Source organism: Sphingorhabdus contaminans, from assembly GCF_007280415.1.
Classification (GTDB): Bacteria; Pseudomonadota; Alphaproteobacteria; order Sphingomonadales; family Sphingomonadaceae; genus Sphingorhabdus_B; species Sphingorhabdus_B contaminans.
The window spans coordinates 814,683-832,235 of sequence record NZ_VKKU01000002.1 but is presented as its reverse complement, the minus strand read 5'-3'; the positions used below and the strand labels follow the sequence as shown (position 1 = coordinate 832,235).

Genomic DNA, 17,553 nt, shown 5'->3' with positions numbered 1-17,553 from the left:
CGCCCAATGGCAGAGTTTCTATCCCTTAGCCAAAGGTGCGCAGCCTTCGGTTACCCACGCAAGCGCATCCCCGTCCAATTGCGGGGCGACGATTTTCAGCACCTTGGCATGGTAATCATCCCACCACCGCAATTCATCGCGGGTGAGTAGGCTGGTGTCGACCAGGGCCTTGTCAATCGGTGCGAAGGTGAGGGTTTCGAATCCGAAATAGCGACCCTCTGCGCCTTCGATCGTGCGCTCCTCCACCAGGATCAGATTTTCGATCCGGATGCCATATTCGCCCTGTTTATAATAGCCGGGCTCGTTCGACAATATCATGCCCGCTTGCAAGGGTTCGTCCGTTCCGGCCTGGCCACCGGAGAATTTGCCGATGCGTTGCGGGCCCTCGTGCACCGCGAGGAAGCTGCCGACGCCGTGACCCGTGCCGTGGGCATAGTCGACGCCCGCCTGCCAGAGCGCCGCGCGCGCCAATGTGTCGAGCTGTGCCCCGCGCGTACCTTCCGGAAAGACGGCAAGGGCAAGCGCGATATGACCTTTGAGGACGCGGGTATAGCGGTCCTTCATTTCGGCTGTCGGTTCGCCCGGCCCGACCCAGATGGTGCGCGTGACGTCGGTAGTTCCGTCGAGATACTGGCCGCCGCTGTCGACCAGATAAATGCTGTTGGGGTCGATACGGCGGTTTGTCTTTTCATCCACCTTGTAATGCGGGCTGGCCCCATTGGGTCCGGCGGCCGAGATGGTATCGAAGCTCAGATCCTTCAGCATTCCGGTCGCCTCGCGGAAGGCGCGGAGTTGCGCCGCTGCGGAAAGTTCCGTCAGTTCGCCCTTGTGCGCTTCTTGGGCAAGCCAGTGCAGATAGCGGCTCAATGCTGCGCCATCACGGGCTTGCGCGGCGCGATGCCCTTCCTGTTCGACAGGGTTTTTGATCGCCTTGGGCAGGATCGTGGGATCGCGCGCCTCGACTATCGTCGCGCCGCCATCTTTCAGCGCGCCGAATATGGCAGCAACCGCGCGGTCGGGGTCGACGGCGATACGTTTGCCGTTCATGGCCTTGAGCGCGGGCACAAATTCTTCCGGAGTGCGCAGCCGGACGGCATTGCCCAGATGGGCCCTGACCGCATCGTCCACCTTTTCCGGTGCGACAAACAAATCCGCCGTTCCGTCGGCATGCGCCAGCACGAAGCTCAGCGCGACGGGCGTGTTCGACACATCGGACCCGCGCACATTCAAAAGCCATGCGACCGAATCCAGCGCCGAAATCACGGTGCTGTCGACGCCATTGTCGGTCAGCCATTCCGCGACGGCGGCGCGCTTTTCGGCGCTGTTCTGGCCGGCATAGCGGTCCTCGTGCACCAACAGCTTGGCATCGCTTTTCGCCGGCTGATCCGCCCACACCGCATCAATGGGATTGCTTTTGACGGCCACAAGCTCGGCGCCCTTGGCCTTGAGCGCACGGCTGGCGCTTTCGACCCAGCCTTTGGTGTGGACCCACGGATCATATCCGATCCGTGCGCCCGCCGGTGCATGTTCCTTCAGCCAGTCGGCAATGCTGGTTTGCGGCACGCCGACATATTGCCAGTTCTGCCCGTCAACCTGCTCGCGCACCTGCAGCGTGTAGCGCCCGTCGGTGAAAATGGCTGCTTCCTCGCTCAGCACAACGGCGGATCCTGCCGAACCGCCAAAGCCCGTCAGCCAGCCCAGACGCTGCGCATAGTCGCCGACATATTCGGACATATGTTCGTCGCAGATCGGCACGACAAATCCGTCCAGCTGGTCTTTTTTCAATTGCGCGCGCAGGGCGCCTAGGCGGGCTTCATAGGTGGACATATCGGACTTCCGTTCATATGGTTATACATCCCCTATAAGCGAGGAAGTCTTCTCATGAAAGCGTTGCTCCCCCTGTTTGTCATGATTGGCGCTGTGTCTTCGCCACTATTTGCCCAGAAAGAAAATATGACCGAAAAATCCGCTGCCGAAATCAAGCCGCCCGTCGCGGCCAAGCGTCCGCATAGCGCCACCTATCATGGTGTGACGCTGACCGATGATTATCACTGGCTCAAGGATCAAAGCTATCCCACGATCGATGACGCAGAAATATTGGAGCATCTGAAGGCGGAAAATGCCTATTTCGAAGCGCAGATGGCCCCGCAGGCCGCGCTGACTGAAACCATATTCCAGGAGATGAAGGGCCGGGTCAAAGAAGATGACAGTTCGGTTCCGCAAAAGGATGGCGACTATATCTACTGGTCCAAATTTGAAGAGGGCGCGCAATATCGCAAGCATTACCGCAAGCCCGTGGCGGGTGGACCGGACCAGCTGATTCTGGATGAGAATGAACTTGCCAAGGGCAAGGCTTATTTCCGCCTTGGCGCCGCAGAAGTCAGCCCCGACGGCACGCTATTGGCCTATGCCTATGATGATAACGGATCGGAACGGTTCGACCTGCATTTCCGCAATCTGGCGACCGGCGAAAATCTGAATGACGTGATTCCCGGCACCTTGTCGGGTATCGTCTGGTCATCCGACAGCAAGGGCGTGGTCTATGGTCTGGCCAATGAAAACTGGCGCACGGACAATGCCTGGTATCACCGTCTGGGGGACGATCTGACGGCGGCCAAGCTGCTCTACAAGGAACAGGATATCGGCTTTGGCGTGGGCGTCGGCCTGACCGCGCAGGAAGACTGGATTGTCATTGCAACGGGCGACAATGTGACGAGCGAAGTCCGCCTGGTTCCGGCAAGCAACCCCACAGCGACGCCCATCATGATTTCCCCGCGCAAGGTCGGCCGGCAGTATAGCGTCGATGTCCGCGACGGGACGCTCTATATCCTTACCAACGACGATCATGTGAATTTCCGCATCGCGACAGCGAGCCTGAAAAAACCCGCTGAGTGGACGACACTGATTGGCGGGTCGGACGACTATTATATTACCGGCCTGAGCTTGTTCAAAAAATTCTACGTCGTAGAGGGGCGCGAGGCCGGCCTCGATCAGGTCGAGATCCGTTATTATGATGACCTCGAACGCACGACGCCCATCAGCTTCCCCGAGGCGAGTTATGTTGCCCAACTTGACGACAACCCGGAATATGACGTCGATAAGCTGCGTCTGTCCTATGAATCGATGGTCACACCCGACACGGTATATGATTATCATGTGAGGGAAGGGCGGCTTGAAACCCTGAAGGTTCAGGAAATCCCGAGCGGCTATGATTCAGCGCAATATGTGACCGAACGCGTCATGATCACCGCACGCGACGGAACGAAGGTTCCTGTTTCCGTGCTCTATAAAAAAGGGTTCAAGAAAGATGGCAGCCAGCCGCTGCATCTCTATGCCTATGGCGCTTATGGCTATGCCGTTCCGCCGGGCTTTTCCGCCAACCGGCTCAGCATGGTTGACCGCGGCTTTGCCTATGCCATCGCGCATATCCGGGGCGGTGATGATCTGGGTTATCAATGGTATCTCGACGGCAAGCTGACCAAGCGGACCAACACCTTCAACGATTTTGTCGACGCGGCAAAGGGGCTGAGCGCCCTGGGCTTCACCGGCAAGGGCAAGGTAACGGCGAGTGGTGGTTCGGCGGGCGGCGAACTGATGGGTGCGGTGGTCAACCAGGCGCCTGAATTGTTCGGCGCGGTGGTCAGCCACGTCGCCTTTGTCGATGTGCTCAACACCATGCTCGACAAAGACCTGCCGCTGACGCCCGGTGAATGGCCCGAATGGGGCAATCCCATTACCGACAAGGCCGCGTTCGACTATATCCGCAGCTATTCGCCTTACGATAATGTCGAGGCAAAGGCTTATCCGCCGATGCTGTGGACGGCGGGCCTCAACGATCCGCGCGTGACCTATTGGGAGCCTGCGAAAATGGTCGCGAAGCTGCGCGCCATGAAGACCGACGACAATGTCCTTTTGCTCAAGACCAATATGGGCGCAGGGCATGGCGGCAAGTCGGGGCGCTTTGAACGCCTGCGTGAAAATGCGGAAGAAGCGGCCTTTCTTCTGTGGCAGATGGGGATGGCCAAAAGCGGATCATGACACCCTTCACACAAAGCTTTACCGCGACGCCGGCGGACATTGACGAACTCGGCCATGTTAACAATGCCGTGTGGGTGCGATGGATACAGGACATGGCGACAGCGCACTGGCAGGCGGTGGCTGCGCCCGAGCATATCGCCGCCTATATCTGGGTCGTGACCCGGCACGAGATCGACTATCGCGGGAACATTGCCGCAGGCGAAAGCGTGACGGGCCGGACCTGGATCGAGAGCAGCCCCAAGGGCGCGCAATTTGACCGCAGGGTCGATTTTGTCGATACGGCGGGCAAGGTCATCGTGCGGGCCAACACCACCTGGGCCATGATCGACCGGGCGTCCGGGCGGCTGGCGCGGGTCCGGCCGGAAATTGCCGCGCCTTTTTCGGGAGAAACTGCATGATCATCGTGACCGGCCATGTGCTGACCAATGCGGAAAACCGCGCGGCGATCGAGGCGGAATGTATCGCGCACAGCCAGCGCTCGCGCGCGGAACCGGGGTGCCTGGCGCACAATGTCCATGCCGATTGCGAGCAGCCCGATCGGCTGGTTTTCGTCGAAAAATGGCAGGACCGCGCATCGCTGCTGACCCATTTTGCGGTTCCGGAATCGGTTGCCTTTGTGCAGGCGATCAGCCGGCTTTCGACCGAGCGACCGGTGATGGATATCTATGAAGCGACCGGTATCGGGCCTGCTGACCTCAAGGATCAGGCGTCAAGTTCATAATCCGGCAGCGAATGGAAAGCGTTGCGCAGCGCCTCGCTCCAGCTGTCCGAGATTTTTTCGAAATAGGGATCGTCGGCGGTAATGCGACGCTCGTGGAAAGCGGCAAATTCGTCGTTGCGGTAGAGCGTCAGATCGAGTGGCAGCCCGACCGAAAGGTTCGCTTTCAGCGTGGAATCGAACGACACCATCAACAGCTTGGTGATGTCGGCAAAGGACATGTGCGATTCAAAACCGCGCACCAATATGGGCCGTCCATATTTGGTTTCGCCAATCTGGAAAAAGGGCGTTTCGGGGCTGGCTTCGATAAAATTGCCCTCGGGATAGATAAGGTAGAGGCGCGATTCCATGCCCTTGATCTGGCCGCCGACAATGACGCTGGCGTTGAAATTGGGGGCAGGGCTGGCGGCGGTGGGGCCGGTCAGGGCACGCGCTGCAATGGTATCGCGCAGGGTGGTGCCGATGATATTTGCGACCTGAAACATGGTCGGCGCTTCCAATATCGACGGCTTGCGCTCGCTCGGCGCCTTGGTCCGCTCCTCCAGCTGGCTGATCAGCGCCTGCGTCGTGGCGAGATTGCCTGCGGTCATCATGGTGATGAAACGGTCGCCGGGGACGGACCAGCTGAACATCTTGCGGAAGGTCGATATATTGTCGACGCCTGAATTGGTGCGCGTGTCGGACATGAAGGCCATGCCCTTATCCAGCAACATTCCCACGCAATAAGTCATTATCCGAAAAGTCCCCCGACCCTTGATTTTGATCCGCTTACTGTTCCACCCGCAAGCTGACAACCATGCTTTTGTCCCGCGCGCCAAAGGACATGCCCGAAATCGGCGCGGCGTCCCGATAGTCGAAGCCGGTCGCCACGCGGACATAGCGGCCATCGGGGCTGATGCCGTTCGAGATATCGAACCCGACCCAGCCGATGGCATCGACATGCGCCTCCGCCCAGGCATGGCTGGCGGACTGTTCCACCTGCCCGTCCATCATCAGGTAACCGGACACATAGCGCGCCGGGATCCCCATGGACCGGCAGGCGGCGATGAAGATATGGGCATGATCCTGACAGACACCCGCCCCTGCGGCGATGGCATTTTCGGCGCTGCTGTCGACGCCCGTCGCCCCGCCCTGATAGGTGACCGAGGCGAGGATATGGGCCGATAGCTGGTGCAACAGCGCCAGCCGGTCGTTCTGGTCCCGCTCCATTCCCGACAAAAGCTTTTGCACGCCCCGCCCCGCCGTTGTCAGCCGCGTCGGACGGCAATAGGCCCAGAGCGGCACATGGCTGCGGTGGCGGCCCAATATGCCGTGGTTATCGGTGGTTTCCACCTGCCCCTGACAGCTGATCGTGATGGCGGTGCGGCCTTCTTCGATCGAAATCAGGGTCACATGGTTATTGTGCGGATCGTCATGCTCGGCCTCGACCTTGCCGCCATCGACCGTCAGGGTCCAATCCACAATCTGCTGCCCCGCCCCGTCCTTGGGACGCAGCTTCAGCCGTTGCAGCGCATAATGGACCGGCTGGTCAAATTGATATTCGGTAAGATGGTGGATGGACAAAAGCATCAGGAGTTGAACCTATATTCCTGCTCCACCATGGCGGCGAGCCGGCGGTTCTGCGCAAGAAAATCGACAAGAAATTCGTGCAATCCGTCCTCCAATATCGATGCCGCCGTCATCGATGCGAACCCTGCGTAGATGCGCTCGGCTTCGGTCAGACTGTCCGACTGGACGCCATAGGACATGGCAAGGTGGCGCAGATTATCGGTCAGCTTGCCATAGCAAAAGGCAAGGCTGCGCGGAAAACGGCGGTCGAGGATGAGGAAGTCCGCTATGCCGAGCGCACTTGCCCTGCCGGGGTAGAGCCAGCGATAGGCGCTATAGGCCGAGGTCGACCGCAGGATCGTTTCCCACTGTATATTGTCGAGTGACGATCCCACAAAGGAGACGGACGGCAAAAGCACATAATATTTGACGTCAAGAAGCCGCGCCATGCTGTCGGCGCGTTCGATAAAATTGCCGACCCTGCTGAAATTATAGCCGTCATTGCGCAGCATGGTGTTTTCCAGCGCACCGCGCACTTGCGACGTCTGCCGCTCGATCAGGTCGATCGTCGCGGGCAATTCCGCCTCGCGCACTTGCCGTTTCAGGGCATCGTTGACGCAGATCCAGCATTCGTTGACCGCCTCCCACAATTCGCGCGTGATTGCGGTGCGGGTGGTGCGGGCATTTTGCCGGGCGCTGTCGATCAGGTTGCGCAAATTGCCGGGATTGGTCTTGTCGCGCAGCAGATAGTCGACAACCTGTGCGGCATTATATTCGTCATGATTGGCGCGATAGGCCGCATCCATGCCCAATGCGGAAAGGATCGAGCGCCATTCGTCCTGTCGGCCGCGGTTGCGGGTCAGGGTGAAACGGTGTCCGGTTTCGATCAGCCGGGCAATATTTTCCGCCCGCTCCAGATAGCGGAACATCCAGAATATGCCGGAAGCGGTCTTGCCTAGCATGGCTTAATCATCCTCGATCACCCAGCTATCCTTGGTTCCGCCGCCCTGGCTGGAATTGACCACCAGCGATCCCTTGCGCAAGGCCACACGGGTCAGGCCACCGGGCGTGATGTCGATCTTGTCGGGCGACACCAGAACAAAAGGCCGCAGGTCCACATGGCGGGGGGCAAGGCCGCTATTGGCGAAAATGGGTATGGTTGACAGGGCAAGCGTCGGTTGCGCAATATAATTGGCCGGTTTGGCCTTCAGTTTTGCCGTGAACGCCGCCAGTTCCTTCTTGCTCGCGGCAGGCCCGATCAGCATGCCATAGCCGCCCGATCCATGCACTTCTTTGACGACCAGTTCAGACAGATGGTCAAGCACATAGGCGAGGGAATCGGGTTCCGAACAGCGCCATGTATCGACATTTTTCAGGATCGGTTTTTCGCCGGTATAAAATTCGACGATGTCGGGCATGTAACTGTAAATCGCCTTGTCATCGGCGATCCCGGTCCCCGGCGCATTGGCGATCGTGATTTTGCCCGCGCGGTACAGATCGAAAATACCCGGTATGCCCAGCACCGATTCCGGTTTGAAAATCAAGGGGTCCAGATAGTCGTCATCCAGCCGCCGATACAGCACGTCAATGGGCTGATACCCGCGGGTTGTGCGCATGGCGACCCGGCCATTGACGATGCGGATGTCATGGCCTTCGACCAGTTCGGCGCCCATCTGGTCGGCCAGAAAGGCATGTTCGAAATAGGCGCTGTTGTGGATACCGGGGGTAAGGACGGCGACGACCGGATCGCCGGTGCAGGCCGGCGGGGCAACGCGGCTGAGCGAAGCGCGCAGGTTCTTGGGATAATCGCTGACATTCCGGACGCGGATGGTGCTGAACAGTTCTGGGAACATGTTCATCATCGTTTCGCGGTTTTCGAGCATATAGGATACGCCCGACGGGGTGCGGGCATTATCCTCCAGCACCAGAAATTCGTCGGGCCCTGTGCGGACAAGATCGATGCCGACAATATGCGTGTATACGCCGCCCGGCGGAGTGAAGCCGATCATCTGGGCGACAAAGGCATCGTTTTTGACCAGAAGGTCGACAGGCAGGCGTCCAGCGCGGACGATTTCCTGACGGTGGTAGATATCCTGCAAAAAGGCGTTGATGGCGCGCACGCGCTGTTCGATCCCGCGCGATAATTTGGTCCACTGCCGTGCGGTGACGATGCGCGGGATGATGTCGAACGGGATCAGCCGTTCCTCCGCCTCGTCATCCCCATAGACCGCAAAGGTAATTCCCGTCCGCCGGAAAAATTCTTCCGCATCTCGGGCCTTTTGCTTCAGATGGGTGCTGTCCTGTTCGGAGAACCATTTGTGATAGGCTGCATAAGCCGCGCGCGGCGTCCCGTCCTCATTCAGCATCTCGTCAAAGCAGGGCGGTCTTGTTGCCATTGCCTAATGTCTGCACAAAAATAATGCAGAGAACAAGTAACTTCGCACATGCACAAATTTTGGGCAGTTTGTCGCCCGATGCCGTGGTTCAGAAGTCGATGGCGACGCCTTTAAGTTCCCAATCGCCATAGCGCACAGGGTCCGGCCGCTCGGGATCCGGCTCCGGTTTGCGCACAACGTCCTTGGGCTCCGGCACGGGTGGGCTTTTGGACAGATAAGCGGGCGCTTTCACATGGGGTGGGCGCTGGCCCATGGCGGATGCTCCTTGAAGGACTTTCGGTGCATTCCCACATTGGGTGCAACAGGAGTATTTGCAAGATGAACATGCTCAAAACCACAATGTTACTGGCCGGGCTGACCGCGCTGTTCATGGCGCTGGGCTATATACTGGGCGGAACGGGCGGCGCGATGATTGCGCTTCTCGTCGCCTTTGGAATGAATATTTTCACGTTCTGGAACGCCGACAAGATCGTGCTGCGCATGCACGACGCGCGCGAGGTCGACATCGACAGCGCGCCCGAATTTTATAGCATGGTGCGCAACCTTGCCCAGCGGGCCGAACTGCCGATGCCTAAAGTCTATATTATCGACAGCCCGCATCCCAACGCCTTTGCCACCGGACGCAATCCCGAAAATGCCGCCGTCGCGGCGACCACCGGTTTGATGAACATGCTCAACCGGGATGAAATCGAAGGGGTGATGGCGCACGAACTGGCACATGTGAAGAATCGCGACACATTGATCATGACCATGGTGGCGACCATCGCCGGTGCCATTTCGATGCTTGCCAATTTCGGTCTCTTTTTCCGCAGCGGGGACGACCGCAGCGGCGGTCTTGCGGCCCTGGCCGCGGTGCTGGTGGCGCCTTTTGCCGCGATGATCGTCCAGATGGCGATCAGCCGCACCCGTGAATATGGCGCCGACCGGGGTGGCGCGGAAATTTCCGGAAAGCCGATGGCTCTTGCCTCTGCCCTCGCCAAAATTTCGGGCGCGGCGCAGGCCATTCGCAATCCGGTAAGCGAGGCCAACCCATCGGCGGCGCAACTCTACATCGTGCCGACGCAGGTGTCCGAGCTGTTTTCCACCCATCCCGCAACGGAAAATCGCATTGCTGCTTTGCAGGATCTTGCAGGGGAAGTGCGCACCGGCGAGATGCCGGCTGCGCCCCGCCGCAGCGCACTGGACCCGCTCGGTCGGGATTGAAAGCAGGCCGGGGCCGGGACAATCTGATTGAGCTTCGCCGGGTGACCGCCTAACGGGCATTCATGAACGAAGAAATTTCCGGTCTGCCCACCCGCCGCGCTGCGCTGCGCCTGCTTGATGCGGTGATGCGCATGGGCACACCCATGGATCAGGCAACGGCGAATGCAACCAAGGGCCTTTCGCCGCCGGATCGCGCGCTCGCCATTGCCATTGCACAGGAAAGCCTGCGCTGGTCGGTCGATCTCGACGTCCTGATCGATAGCAAGACGAAGCAGGCATTGCCGGACGACAGCAAGGCGCGGATGGTATTGCGGCTCGCGCTGGCGCAGATTTTGCGGCTGGGAACGCCGCCCCATGCCGTCATCGCAACAGCCTTGCCGTTGGTGGAAAAAGGTCCGCGCCGTTTGGTGCATGGTGTTTTGGGCTCCCTGTTGCGGGCGAATGTCACCCTGCCCGAACTGCCGTCCTTGCCCGAAGCGGTCCTGATGCGGTGGCATCCGGCATGGGGCGACGACATGGTTGCAGGCGCGCAAGCCGCTTTATCGGAACCGCCGCCGTTGGACCTCGCGCTGCGCGATCCCGCCTCGACCGCACATTGGGCCGCGCTTTTGGGCGGGGAAAGCCTGATGCCGGGGCATGTCCGGCTGCCGCGCGGCACGGCGGTGGAAGAATTGCAGGGCTATGATGAAGGCGCTTGGTGGGTGCAGGACCTGGCCGCCAGCCTGCCCGGACGGCTTCTGGGCGATGGTTCGGGCAAGCGGGCGCTGGATCTGTGTGCCGCACCGGGGGGCAAGACCATGCAGCTTTCGGCGGCGGGTTATGCGGTCACGGCGCTCGACAACAGCGCGCGCCGGATGGACCGGCTGATGGCCAATCTGGAACGGACACAGCTTCATGCCGATCGGGTTACGGCCGATGTGATGCAATGGGAACCGTCGGAACAATTTGATGCCCTCTTGCTCGATGCGCCGTGCAGTGCAACCGGCACCATGCGGCGTCATCCCGATGTGCTGCAGCGTATCGATATCAAACAGATCAACAATCTGGCCGCCTTGCAATGCGCGATGCTGGACCGTGCGGCGGACTGGGTGAAACCCGGCGGTCTGCTGGTCTATGCCACCTGTTCGCTGGAACCGCAGGAAGGCGAAGCGCAGGCCGAATTGTTCCTGTCCAAGCATTCCGACTTTTCGGCCCTGCCTGTCTCCGCAGGTGAATTGCCGCAGGGGGTGACCGCCAATGCGCAGGGCGATGTCCGGACCATGCCGCACATGCTTGCCGACAAGGGTGGTATGGACGGATTTTTCATCGCGCGATTTAAGCGAAAGGGCGCCTGAAATTTATGATTCCACCGACGCTGACAACCGAACGGCTCCGCATCGAACCGATGGCGCTGTCGCATTGGGAAGCTTATGCCGCCGCATGGGCAGATCCGCGCATGACCGAATTTATCGGCGGGGAACCGCGCAGCCGCAACACCAGCTGGGGGAAGTTTCTGGGCGGGATCGGGCTCTGGACCCTATTGGGCTATGGCTACTGGTCCTTTGTCGAACGTGCGACCGGTGCCTTTGTGGGCAATGGCGGTCTGGCTAGCTTCGAACGCGGCCTGCCCGAGCTGGTGGACTATCCTGAAGCCGGCTGGGCTTTTGTCCCCGACGCGTGGAACAAGGGTTATGCGACAGAGGCGATGACCGCCATTTTGAACTGGGCCGATGAAGAAGCGCAACTGGGCGAGATACGGTGCATCATTGACCGGGGCAATGCCGCTTCGCACAAGGTCGCGGGCAAATTGGGTTTTGTCAAATTTGCCGAATCAACCGATGTTATCGGTGACCTGTTCATTTACCGCCGCGAACCGAGTCCAAACGCGCGATAAGCTGTGCATAACGCAACGGCTCGCCTTGCCGCTGGCGTGTCAGGCCGCTAAGCGCCATTCATGACCCGCGCCATCCGCATCGCGCCTTCGATCCTTTCTGCCGATTTTGCCCGGCTGGGCGAAGAGGTGCGCGCGATTGACGAAGCGGGCTGCGACTGGATCCATGTCGATGTTATGGACGGCCATTTCGTGCCGAACATCACCATCGGCCCCGCTGTGGTCAAGGCGCTTCGTCCCCACAGCAGCAAGCCCTTTGACGTGCATCTGATGATTTCGCCGGTGGACCAATATGTGAAGGATTTCGCCGACGCAGGGGCGGATATCATTTCCTTCCACCCTGAAGCCGGGCCACATCCCCACCGGACGGTGCAACTCATCAAATCGCTGGGCAAGCAGGCGGGGGTTGTCCTGAACCCTGCGACACCGGCCAAGATGCTCGACTATCTGATTGACGAGGTCGACCTTGTGCTGGTGATGAGCGTCAATCCCGGCTTTGGCGGGCAAAGCTTTATCTCCAGCCAGCTGCGCAAGATCGAGGCGATCCGCAAAATGATCGATAAGACAGGGCGCGATATCCGGCTGGAGGTCGATGGCGGCATCACGGTCGACACCGCGCCGCTGGCAATTGCGGCTGGCGCCGACACACTGGTCGCCGGAACAGCAACGTTCAAGGGCGGGCCGGGCCACTATGCCGCCAACATCCACGCATTGAGGGGTGGATGACGGAGAATGACGCAGGCGATGGGGGAGTAAGGCAGGCGGCATTGATCGTCAGGCCCACGGGCGTGGGCCAAAATCTCTTCGAACGCCTGTCGTTGCAATTTTACAAGCTCACCTGGCGCACACCCCTGCACAGCGGGCGGCTGAAGGGCAAAGTCCCGCTTCGCCTGATCACCGTTCCCGAAGACATATTGAACGGCGATGCTGCGCGCGGGCAGGCGCTGCGGATGGGCAAATTCTATTATCAGGGTTTCGAACAGGCGTTCAGCGGGCTCGACTATCAGAAGCTGGCGCTGCCGCCGACGATGACGGATTATATCCACCGTTTTGGCTGGCTGCGCGATCTGGCGGCGGCGACGAACAGGGGCGAAGGCGCGCCGATCGCGGCATCGATTGCGGATGACTGGCTGATCGCCAATGGCATGAAAACGCGCGAGCCCGCCTGGCGCGTGGACAATTGTGCGTGGCGGCTGCTGAACATGGCGGCAGGATCGCCGCTTTTGCTGAGCAGCAATGATCCGGTTTACCGGTCGCGCGTCATCAACCATTTCGCCCGTGTCGCGCGCCATCTCGACCAGTCGGCACCGCGTGCACAAAGCCACTTCACCAAAAGCCTGGGCTGGGCCGGTGTGGTCGCGGCGTCGCTGCTGCTGCCCGAGGGCAAGGCACGCCGCGCGGTGGGGGAGGACGGGCTGGCCGCATCCCTGCAGGCAACAATTTTCGCAGATGGCGGTGTGGTTTCCCGCTCACCGGTGCAGCTGATCGAACTGATCGGCCTGCTGAGCCTGTTGAAACAATGCTACAACGCCCGAAAGGAAATGGTGCCCGCCTTTCTGTCGGATGCAATCGGCCGCGCCGTTCCGGCCCTGCTCGGCCTGACGCATGCCGATGGCGGGCTGGGGGCATGGCAGGGGTCGGCCCATATGGCCGCCGAAAGCATCGAGGCGCTTGTTAAAGCGAGCGAAGTGCGTGCCCGCCCGCACCGCCAGGCGCTGGACTGGGGCTATCAGCGGGTATCGGCGGGCAAGTCGGTCCTTCTGCTGGATGCAGGCCCGCCGCCCCTGGCGCGGCAATCGGCATCGGGCTGCGCGTCGACGCTGGCATTTGAATTATCGCACGGGCGTCAGCGGATCATTGTGAATTGCGGCGGGGCGGCCCTCGTCGGCTCGTCCATCCCGGTGGCGCTGGCACGGGGTCTGCGCACGACGGCGGCGCATTCGACCCTGTGCATCAACGACACCAACTCCACCGCCATCCTGCAAGGCGGGCAACTGGGCAAAGGCGTGGCCGAGGTCGGTCTTGAACGGCGCGATGTCGACAAGGCAACACGCATAGAGGCCAGCCATGACGGCTATGTCCGTAATTATGGCTATATCCATTCGCGGCTTTTGATCCTGCGATCGGACGGGCTCGAACTGCGCGGCGAAGACACGCTGCTTCCCAAGGGGAAGTCGAAGGAAGGCACGCCGGTGCACGTCCGGTTCCACCTTGGCCCCGATATCGAGATCATGCCGACCGAGAACAAGCAGACGGCCCTGTTGCGGATGGCGGACGGCAGCAACTGGGCCTTTGCCGCTGCGGGAGGAACGCTAGCGGTCGACGAAAGCCTCTGGGTCGACGAAGAAGGTCGCCCGCACCCCACGCACCAACTTGTGATCGGCGCCGATTCCGGTAAGGGCGGCCTCACGTTCAGCTGGCAATTACGCCATTTAGGATAAATACATGGAAGACGTCGTAATCAAACGGGCCCTTTTGTCGGTTTCGGACAAAACCGGCCTTGTCGAATTGGGCCATGCCTTGGCGGCGCGGCATGTTGAACTGGTGTCGACAGGGGGGACCGCAAAGACCCTGCGCGACGCCGGTCTGGCGGTTAAGGATATCAGCGAGCTGACCGGCTTTCCCGAAATGATGGATGGCCGGGTAAAGACGCTGCACCCCAAGGTCCATGGCGGCCTGCTGGCCGTCCGTGACAATGCCGAACATGCCGCCGCCATGAAAGAACATGACATCGGCGCGATCGATCTGGTTGTCGTCAACCTTTACCCCTTTGCCCAGACCGTCATGAAGGGCGCGAGCCGCGACGAGATTATCGAGAATATCGATATTGGTGGCCCTTCAATGGTGCGCAGCGCGGCCAAGAACCATGCCTATGTCACCATAGTTACCGAACCCGCCGACTATGACAATCTGGTGGCCGAGCTGGAGGAAAGCGGCGGGAAGACCAGCTATGATTTCCGCCGGAAATGCGCGGCCAAGGCCTATTCCGCGACCGCGGCCTATGACAGCATGATCAGCCAGTGGTTCGCCTTTGCCGACCAGCAGCAACTGTTTCCGGACATGCTCGCGGTCAATGGCAACCGTATCGAAGAACTGCGCTATGGCGAAAACCCGCATCAGCGTGCCGCGCTTTATGTCCCTGTCGGACCGCATGGTGCCGGCATTGCGCAGGCCGAGCAGGTGCAGGGCAAGGAGCTGTCCTATAATAATTATAACGATGCTGATGCCGCACTCGAACTTGTCAGCGAGTTTCGCGATGGCCCGCCGACGGTTGTTATCGTCAAGCACGCCAACCCTTGCGGTGTGGCCAGCGGCGATACGTTGATCGACGCCTATCGGGCGGCACTCGAATGCGACAGCGTTTCGGCATTTGGCGGAATTGTGGCCGTCAACCGCCCCCTCGACGGCGCAACGGCCGAGGCGATCACCGAAATTTTCACCGAAGTGGTTGCGGCGCCTGCCGCTGACGACGCGGCCAAGGCGGTGTTTGCAAAGAAAAAGAATCTGCGCCTGTTACTGACGGGCAATTTGCCCGATCCCAAGCGCGGGGGTCTTGCAATCAAGCCGATCACCGGCGGATTGCTGGTCCAGTCGCGGGACAATGGCCATGTCGCCGATAGCGAGTTCAAGGTGGTTACGAAGCGCGCGCCGACCGCACAGGAATTGGCGGATTGCCGCTTTGCCTGGACGGTTGCGAAGCATGTCAAATCCAATGCCATTGTCTATGCCAAGGATGGCGCGACCGCGGGCATTGGCGCAGGCCAGATGAACCGGCGCGACAGCGCGCGTATTGCCGCCATCAAGGCACGTGAAGCGGCCGAAACCTATGGCTGGGAAACCCCGCGCACAGTCGGATCGGCTGTGGCATCGGACGCCTTTTTCCCCTTTGCCGACGGCTTGCTGGCCGCAGCGGAAGCAGGGGCCACCGCCGTGATCCAGCCCGGTGGTTCAATGCGCGATGATGAGGTGATTGCCGCCGCCGACGAAGCCGGTCTGGCGATGGTCTTCACAGGGATGCGCCACTTCCGGCATTAAACCTGCCCGCCGGGTAGCCAGTCTCCGCCGTTTTTTTCCGAAGCGTTTCCGCAAAAAAACGGCGGGACCAAATATGCTTATCCGGCGCGCTTTACAGCATTGCGATATTTGCCGGGGCCCGATTTTTTCGGGCCGTAATTGCGTGGCGGTGCACCGGGGTCACGACGGCTTTCCTTGCGTGCGGCAAAGGCCCGGTCGGCGGTCGGCATGCGTTCGCGCGCCGCTTGTGCATCATCACGGGGCCCAACAGCGGGTGACCAGCCACCTTGCGGGGTCGGTGTACGCTGGCGCGTTTCACCGTTGCGACCGATGCCGCCATTATTCCCGCCCAGTTTCTTGCCGGCATAGTTGCTGCGACCGCCACCGGGGTGACCACCGCCGCGACCACCGCGGGACTGCTGCGGCTTTTTATCCGCGATGGGAGGGGGCAAGGCAGCGACTGCCGCACGGAAACCTTCGGGCAGGCCCAAGGTCATAGCGCGTACGCCGGTCAGGCGCTCGATATCCTTCATATAGCCGCGCTCATCGCCGGCAACGAAGCTCATGGCGACACCTTCGCGTCCCGCACGTGCGGTCCGGCCAATGCGATGGACATATTGTTCCGGAACATTGGGCAGTTCGAAATTGAACACATGGCTGACGCCCGGAACGTCGATGCCGCGCGCGGCAATATCGGTGGCCACCAGAATCTTGATCTTGCCGTCACGAAATGCCTGCAGGGCGGCGGTGCGCTGGCCCTGGCTTTTGTTGCCGTGAATGGCGGCAGCCTGAATGCCTGCACCTGCAAGGCCGCGCACAACGCGGTCGGCACCATGTTTGGTGCGGGTGAAGACCAGAGCGCGGTCGATATCCTCGCTCTTCAGCTTCAGGGTCAGGAGGGTCTGCTTTTCGCGCTGCTCGACGAAAGTTACAAACTGCTCCACCCGCTCTGCCGTGGTTGCCGCAGGGGCAACCGACACGCGAACAGGGTTGTTCAGGAAACGGTTGCCCAGTTCGGCAATAGCCTTGGGCATGGTGGCGGAGAAAAACAACGTCTGGCGCTGCTTCGGCAATAACTGGTCGATCCGTTTCAAGGCGTGGATGAAACCGAGGTCCATCATCTGGTCGGCTTCGTCGAGCACGAAAATCTCGACATCCTTCAGGGTAATCGCGCGCTGCTCGATCAGGTCGATCAAGCGGCCCGGCGTGGCAACAAGAATGTCGACGCCGCCTGCAAGCCGCTTTTTCTGGCTGAAAATCGGCACGCCACCAAAGACGCAATCGATCTTGAGGCCAAGAAACTTGCCATAGGTGCGGAAACTTTCCGCAATTTGCGCGGCCAGTTCGCGCGTCGGCGAAAGCACAAGCATCCGGCAGCTATATTGCTGGCGTGCCTTGGGCTTTGTCGCAAAATGGTGAAGCGACGGCAGGGCAAATGCCGCCGTCTTGCCGGTTCCGGTCTGCGCAATTCCGCACAGGTCGCGGCCCTGGAGCAGCGGCGGGATCGACTGCTGCTGGATCGGCGTGGGGGTATCATATCCGGCCGCCTCAAGCGCTTTCAGGATAGGTTGGGCGAGGCCCAGGTCATGGAAAAAAGACATAAAATTACTTTCAATAGTCGTCTCGCCCCAACGCACAGACCCTTCAGACAGGATCGCACGGGCGCAACAGCAGGTGTTCGGGAGCGGCTTGTGCCGACCCGTTGGAAACAACCCTGCGTGATATGGGAAGCCTCTAAGCTTTGCGTATCTTGTCCGATTGGCGGA

At 60.4% G+C, this 17,553-nt stretch carries 16 protein-coding genes; 9 read left to right on the top strand and 7 right to left on the bottom strand.

The annotated features are described in order from the left end of the window. Nucleotides 1-18 precede the first annotated feature (18 nt). Nucleotides 19-1,827 (bottom strand): aminopeptidase P family protein, encoded by a 1,809-nt coding sequence (locus tag FOM92_RS12185; protein WP_143777132.1) that lies wholly within the window; start codon nt 1,825-1,827, stop codon nt 19-21. 126 nt (nt 1,828-1,953) lie between these two features. On the opposite strand from FOM92_RS12185, the gene FOM92_RS12180 reads away from it, so the two are divergent. Genes FOM92_RS12180 through FOM92_RS12170 form a run of 3 tightly spaced genes read left to right on the top strand, consistent with a single transcriptional unit; the run spans nt 1,954 to nt 4,759 of the window. Continuing rightward, nucleotides 1,954-4,038, top strand: coding sequence for a S9 family peptidase (locus FOM92_RS12180; protein WP_143777833.1), 2,085 nt, complete (start codon nt 1,954-1,956; stop codon nt 4,036-4,038). Beyond that, nucleotides 4,035-4,436 carry an acyl-CoA thioesterase gene (locus tag FOM92_RS12175; RefSeq protein ID WP_143777832.1) on the top strand — a complete coding sequence of 134 codons (402 nt, stop codon included), beginning with the start codon at nt 4,035-4,037 and terminating at the stop codon, nt 4,434-4,436. The genes FOM92_RS12180 and FOM92_RS12175 overlap by 4 nt, the downstream gene beginning before the upstream one ends. Then, a complete protein-coding gene (locus FOM92_RS12170) occupies nt 4,433-4,759 on the top strand; it encodes a putative quinol monooxygenase (RefSeq protein ID WP_143777131.1) in 327 nt (108 codons plus the stop codon). Before FOM92_RS12175 ends, FOM92_RS12170 begins: the two co-directional genes overlap by 4 nt. Here FOM92_RS12170 and FOM92_RS12165 read toward each other — a convergent pair. The 5 genes from FOM92_RS12165 to FOM92_RS12145 all read right to left on the bottom strand — a co-directional run bounded on the left by FOM92_RS12165 (nt 4,741) and on the right by FOM92_RS12145 (nt 8,953). Continuing rightward, on the bottom strand, nt 4,741-5,487 hold the full coding sequence (locus tag FOM92_RS12165) for a proteasome-type protease (RefSeq protein ID WP_143777130.1): 747 nt from the start codon (nt 5,485-5,487) through the stop codon (nt 4,741-4,743). The two genes, FOM92_RS12170 and FOM92_RS12165, sit on opposite strands and share 19 nt — an antisense overlap. Nucleotides 5,488-5,524: 37 nt before the next feature. Then, nucleotides 5,525-6,325 carry a transglutaminase family protein gene (locus FOM92_RS12160; RefSeq protein WP_143777129.1) on the bottom strand — a complete coding sequence of 267 codons (801 nt, stop codon included), beginning with the start codon at nt 6,323-6,325 and terminating at the stop codon, nt 5,525-5,527. Then, complete coding sequence (locus FOM92_RS12155; RefSeq protein WP_143777128.1) at nt 6,325-7,266, bottom strand: alpha-E domain-containing protein; 942 nt, start codon at nt 7,264-7,266, stop codon at nt 6,325-6,327. The genes FOM92_RS12160 and FOM92_RS12155 overlap by 1 nt, the downstream gene beginning before the upstream one ends. 3 nt (nt 7,267-7,269) lie before the next feature. Further along, the gene (locus FOM92_RS12150; protein WP_143777127.1) at nt 7,270-8,700 is read right to left on the bottom strand and encodes a circularly permuted type 2 ATP-grasp protein; all 1,431 of its coding nucleotides are present in this window, start codon (nt 8,698-8,700) and stop codon (nt 7,270-7,272) included. A gap of 88 nt (nt 8,701-8,788) precedes the next feature. Then, a complete protein-coding gene (locus FOM92_RS12145; protein WP_143777126.1) occupies nt 8,789-8,953 on the bottom strand; it encodes a DUF1674 domain-containing protein in 165 nt (54 codons plus the stop codon). 65 nt (nt 8,954-9,018) lie between these two features. On the opposite strand from FOM92_RS12145, the gene htpX reads away from it, so the two are divergent. The 6 genes from htpX to purH all read left to right on the top strand — a co-directional run bounded on the left by htpX (nt 9,019) and on the right by purH (nt 15,808). Continuing rightward, nucleotides 9,019-9,903, top strand: a complete 885-nt coding sequence (htpX, locus tag FOM92_RS12140) for a zinc metalloprotease HtpX (protein WP_143777125.1) — start codon at nt 9,019-9,021, stop codon at nt 9,901-9,903. A 62-nt stretch (nt 9,904-9,965) separates the two neighbouring features. After that, the gene (locus FOM92_RS12135; RefSeq protein ID WP_143777124.1) at nt 9,966-11,237 is read left to right on the top strand and encodes an RsmB/NOP family class I SAM-dependent RNA methyltransferase; all 1,272 of its coding nucleotides are present in this window, start codon (nt 9,966-9,968) and stop codon (nt 11,235-11,237) included. Nucleotides 11,238-11,242: 5 nt separating this feature from the next. Beyond that, nucleotides 11,243-11,776 (top strand): GNAT family N-acetyltransferase, encoded by a 534-nt coding sequence (locus FOM92_RS12130; RefSeq protein ID WP_143777123.1) that lies wholly within the window; start codon nt 11,243-11,245, stop codon nt 11,774-11,776. A gap of 60 nt (nt 11,777-11,836) precedes the next feature. Next, a complete protein-coding gene (rpe, locus tag FOM92_RS12125; protein ID WP_143777122.1) occupies nt 11,837-12,499 on the top strand; it encodes a ribulose-phosphate 3-epimerase in 663 nt (220 codons plus the stop codon). Further along, entirely contained in the window at nt 12,496-14,214 is a 1,719-nt protein-coding gene (locus tag FOM92_RS12120; protein ID WP_143777121.1) for a heparinase II/III family protein, read from the top strand. Before rpe ends, FOM92_RS12120 begins: the two co-directional genes overlap by 4 nt. 4 nt (nt 14,215-14,218) lie before the next feature. Further along, nucleotides 14,219-15,808: a bifunctional phosphoribosylaminoimidazolecarboxamide formyltransferase/IMP cyclohydrolase gene (gene purH / locus FOM92_RS12115; protein WP_143777120.1), complete on the top strand. Its 1,590-nt coding sequence runs from the start codon at nt 14,219-14,221 to the stop codon at nt 15,806-15,808. 77 nt (nt 15,809-15,885) lie between these two features. Here the strand turns inward: purH and FOM92_RS12110 are convergent, their stop codons facing one another. Next, a complete protein-coding gene (locus tag FOM92_RS12110; RefSeq protein WP_143777119.1) occupies nt 15,886-17,388 on the bottom strand; it encodes a DEAD/DEAH box helicase in 1,503 nt (500 codons plus the stop codon). Nucleotides 17,389-17,553: the final 165 nt, after the last annotated feature.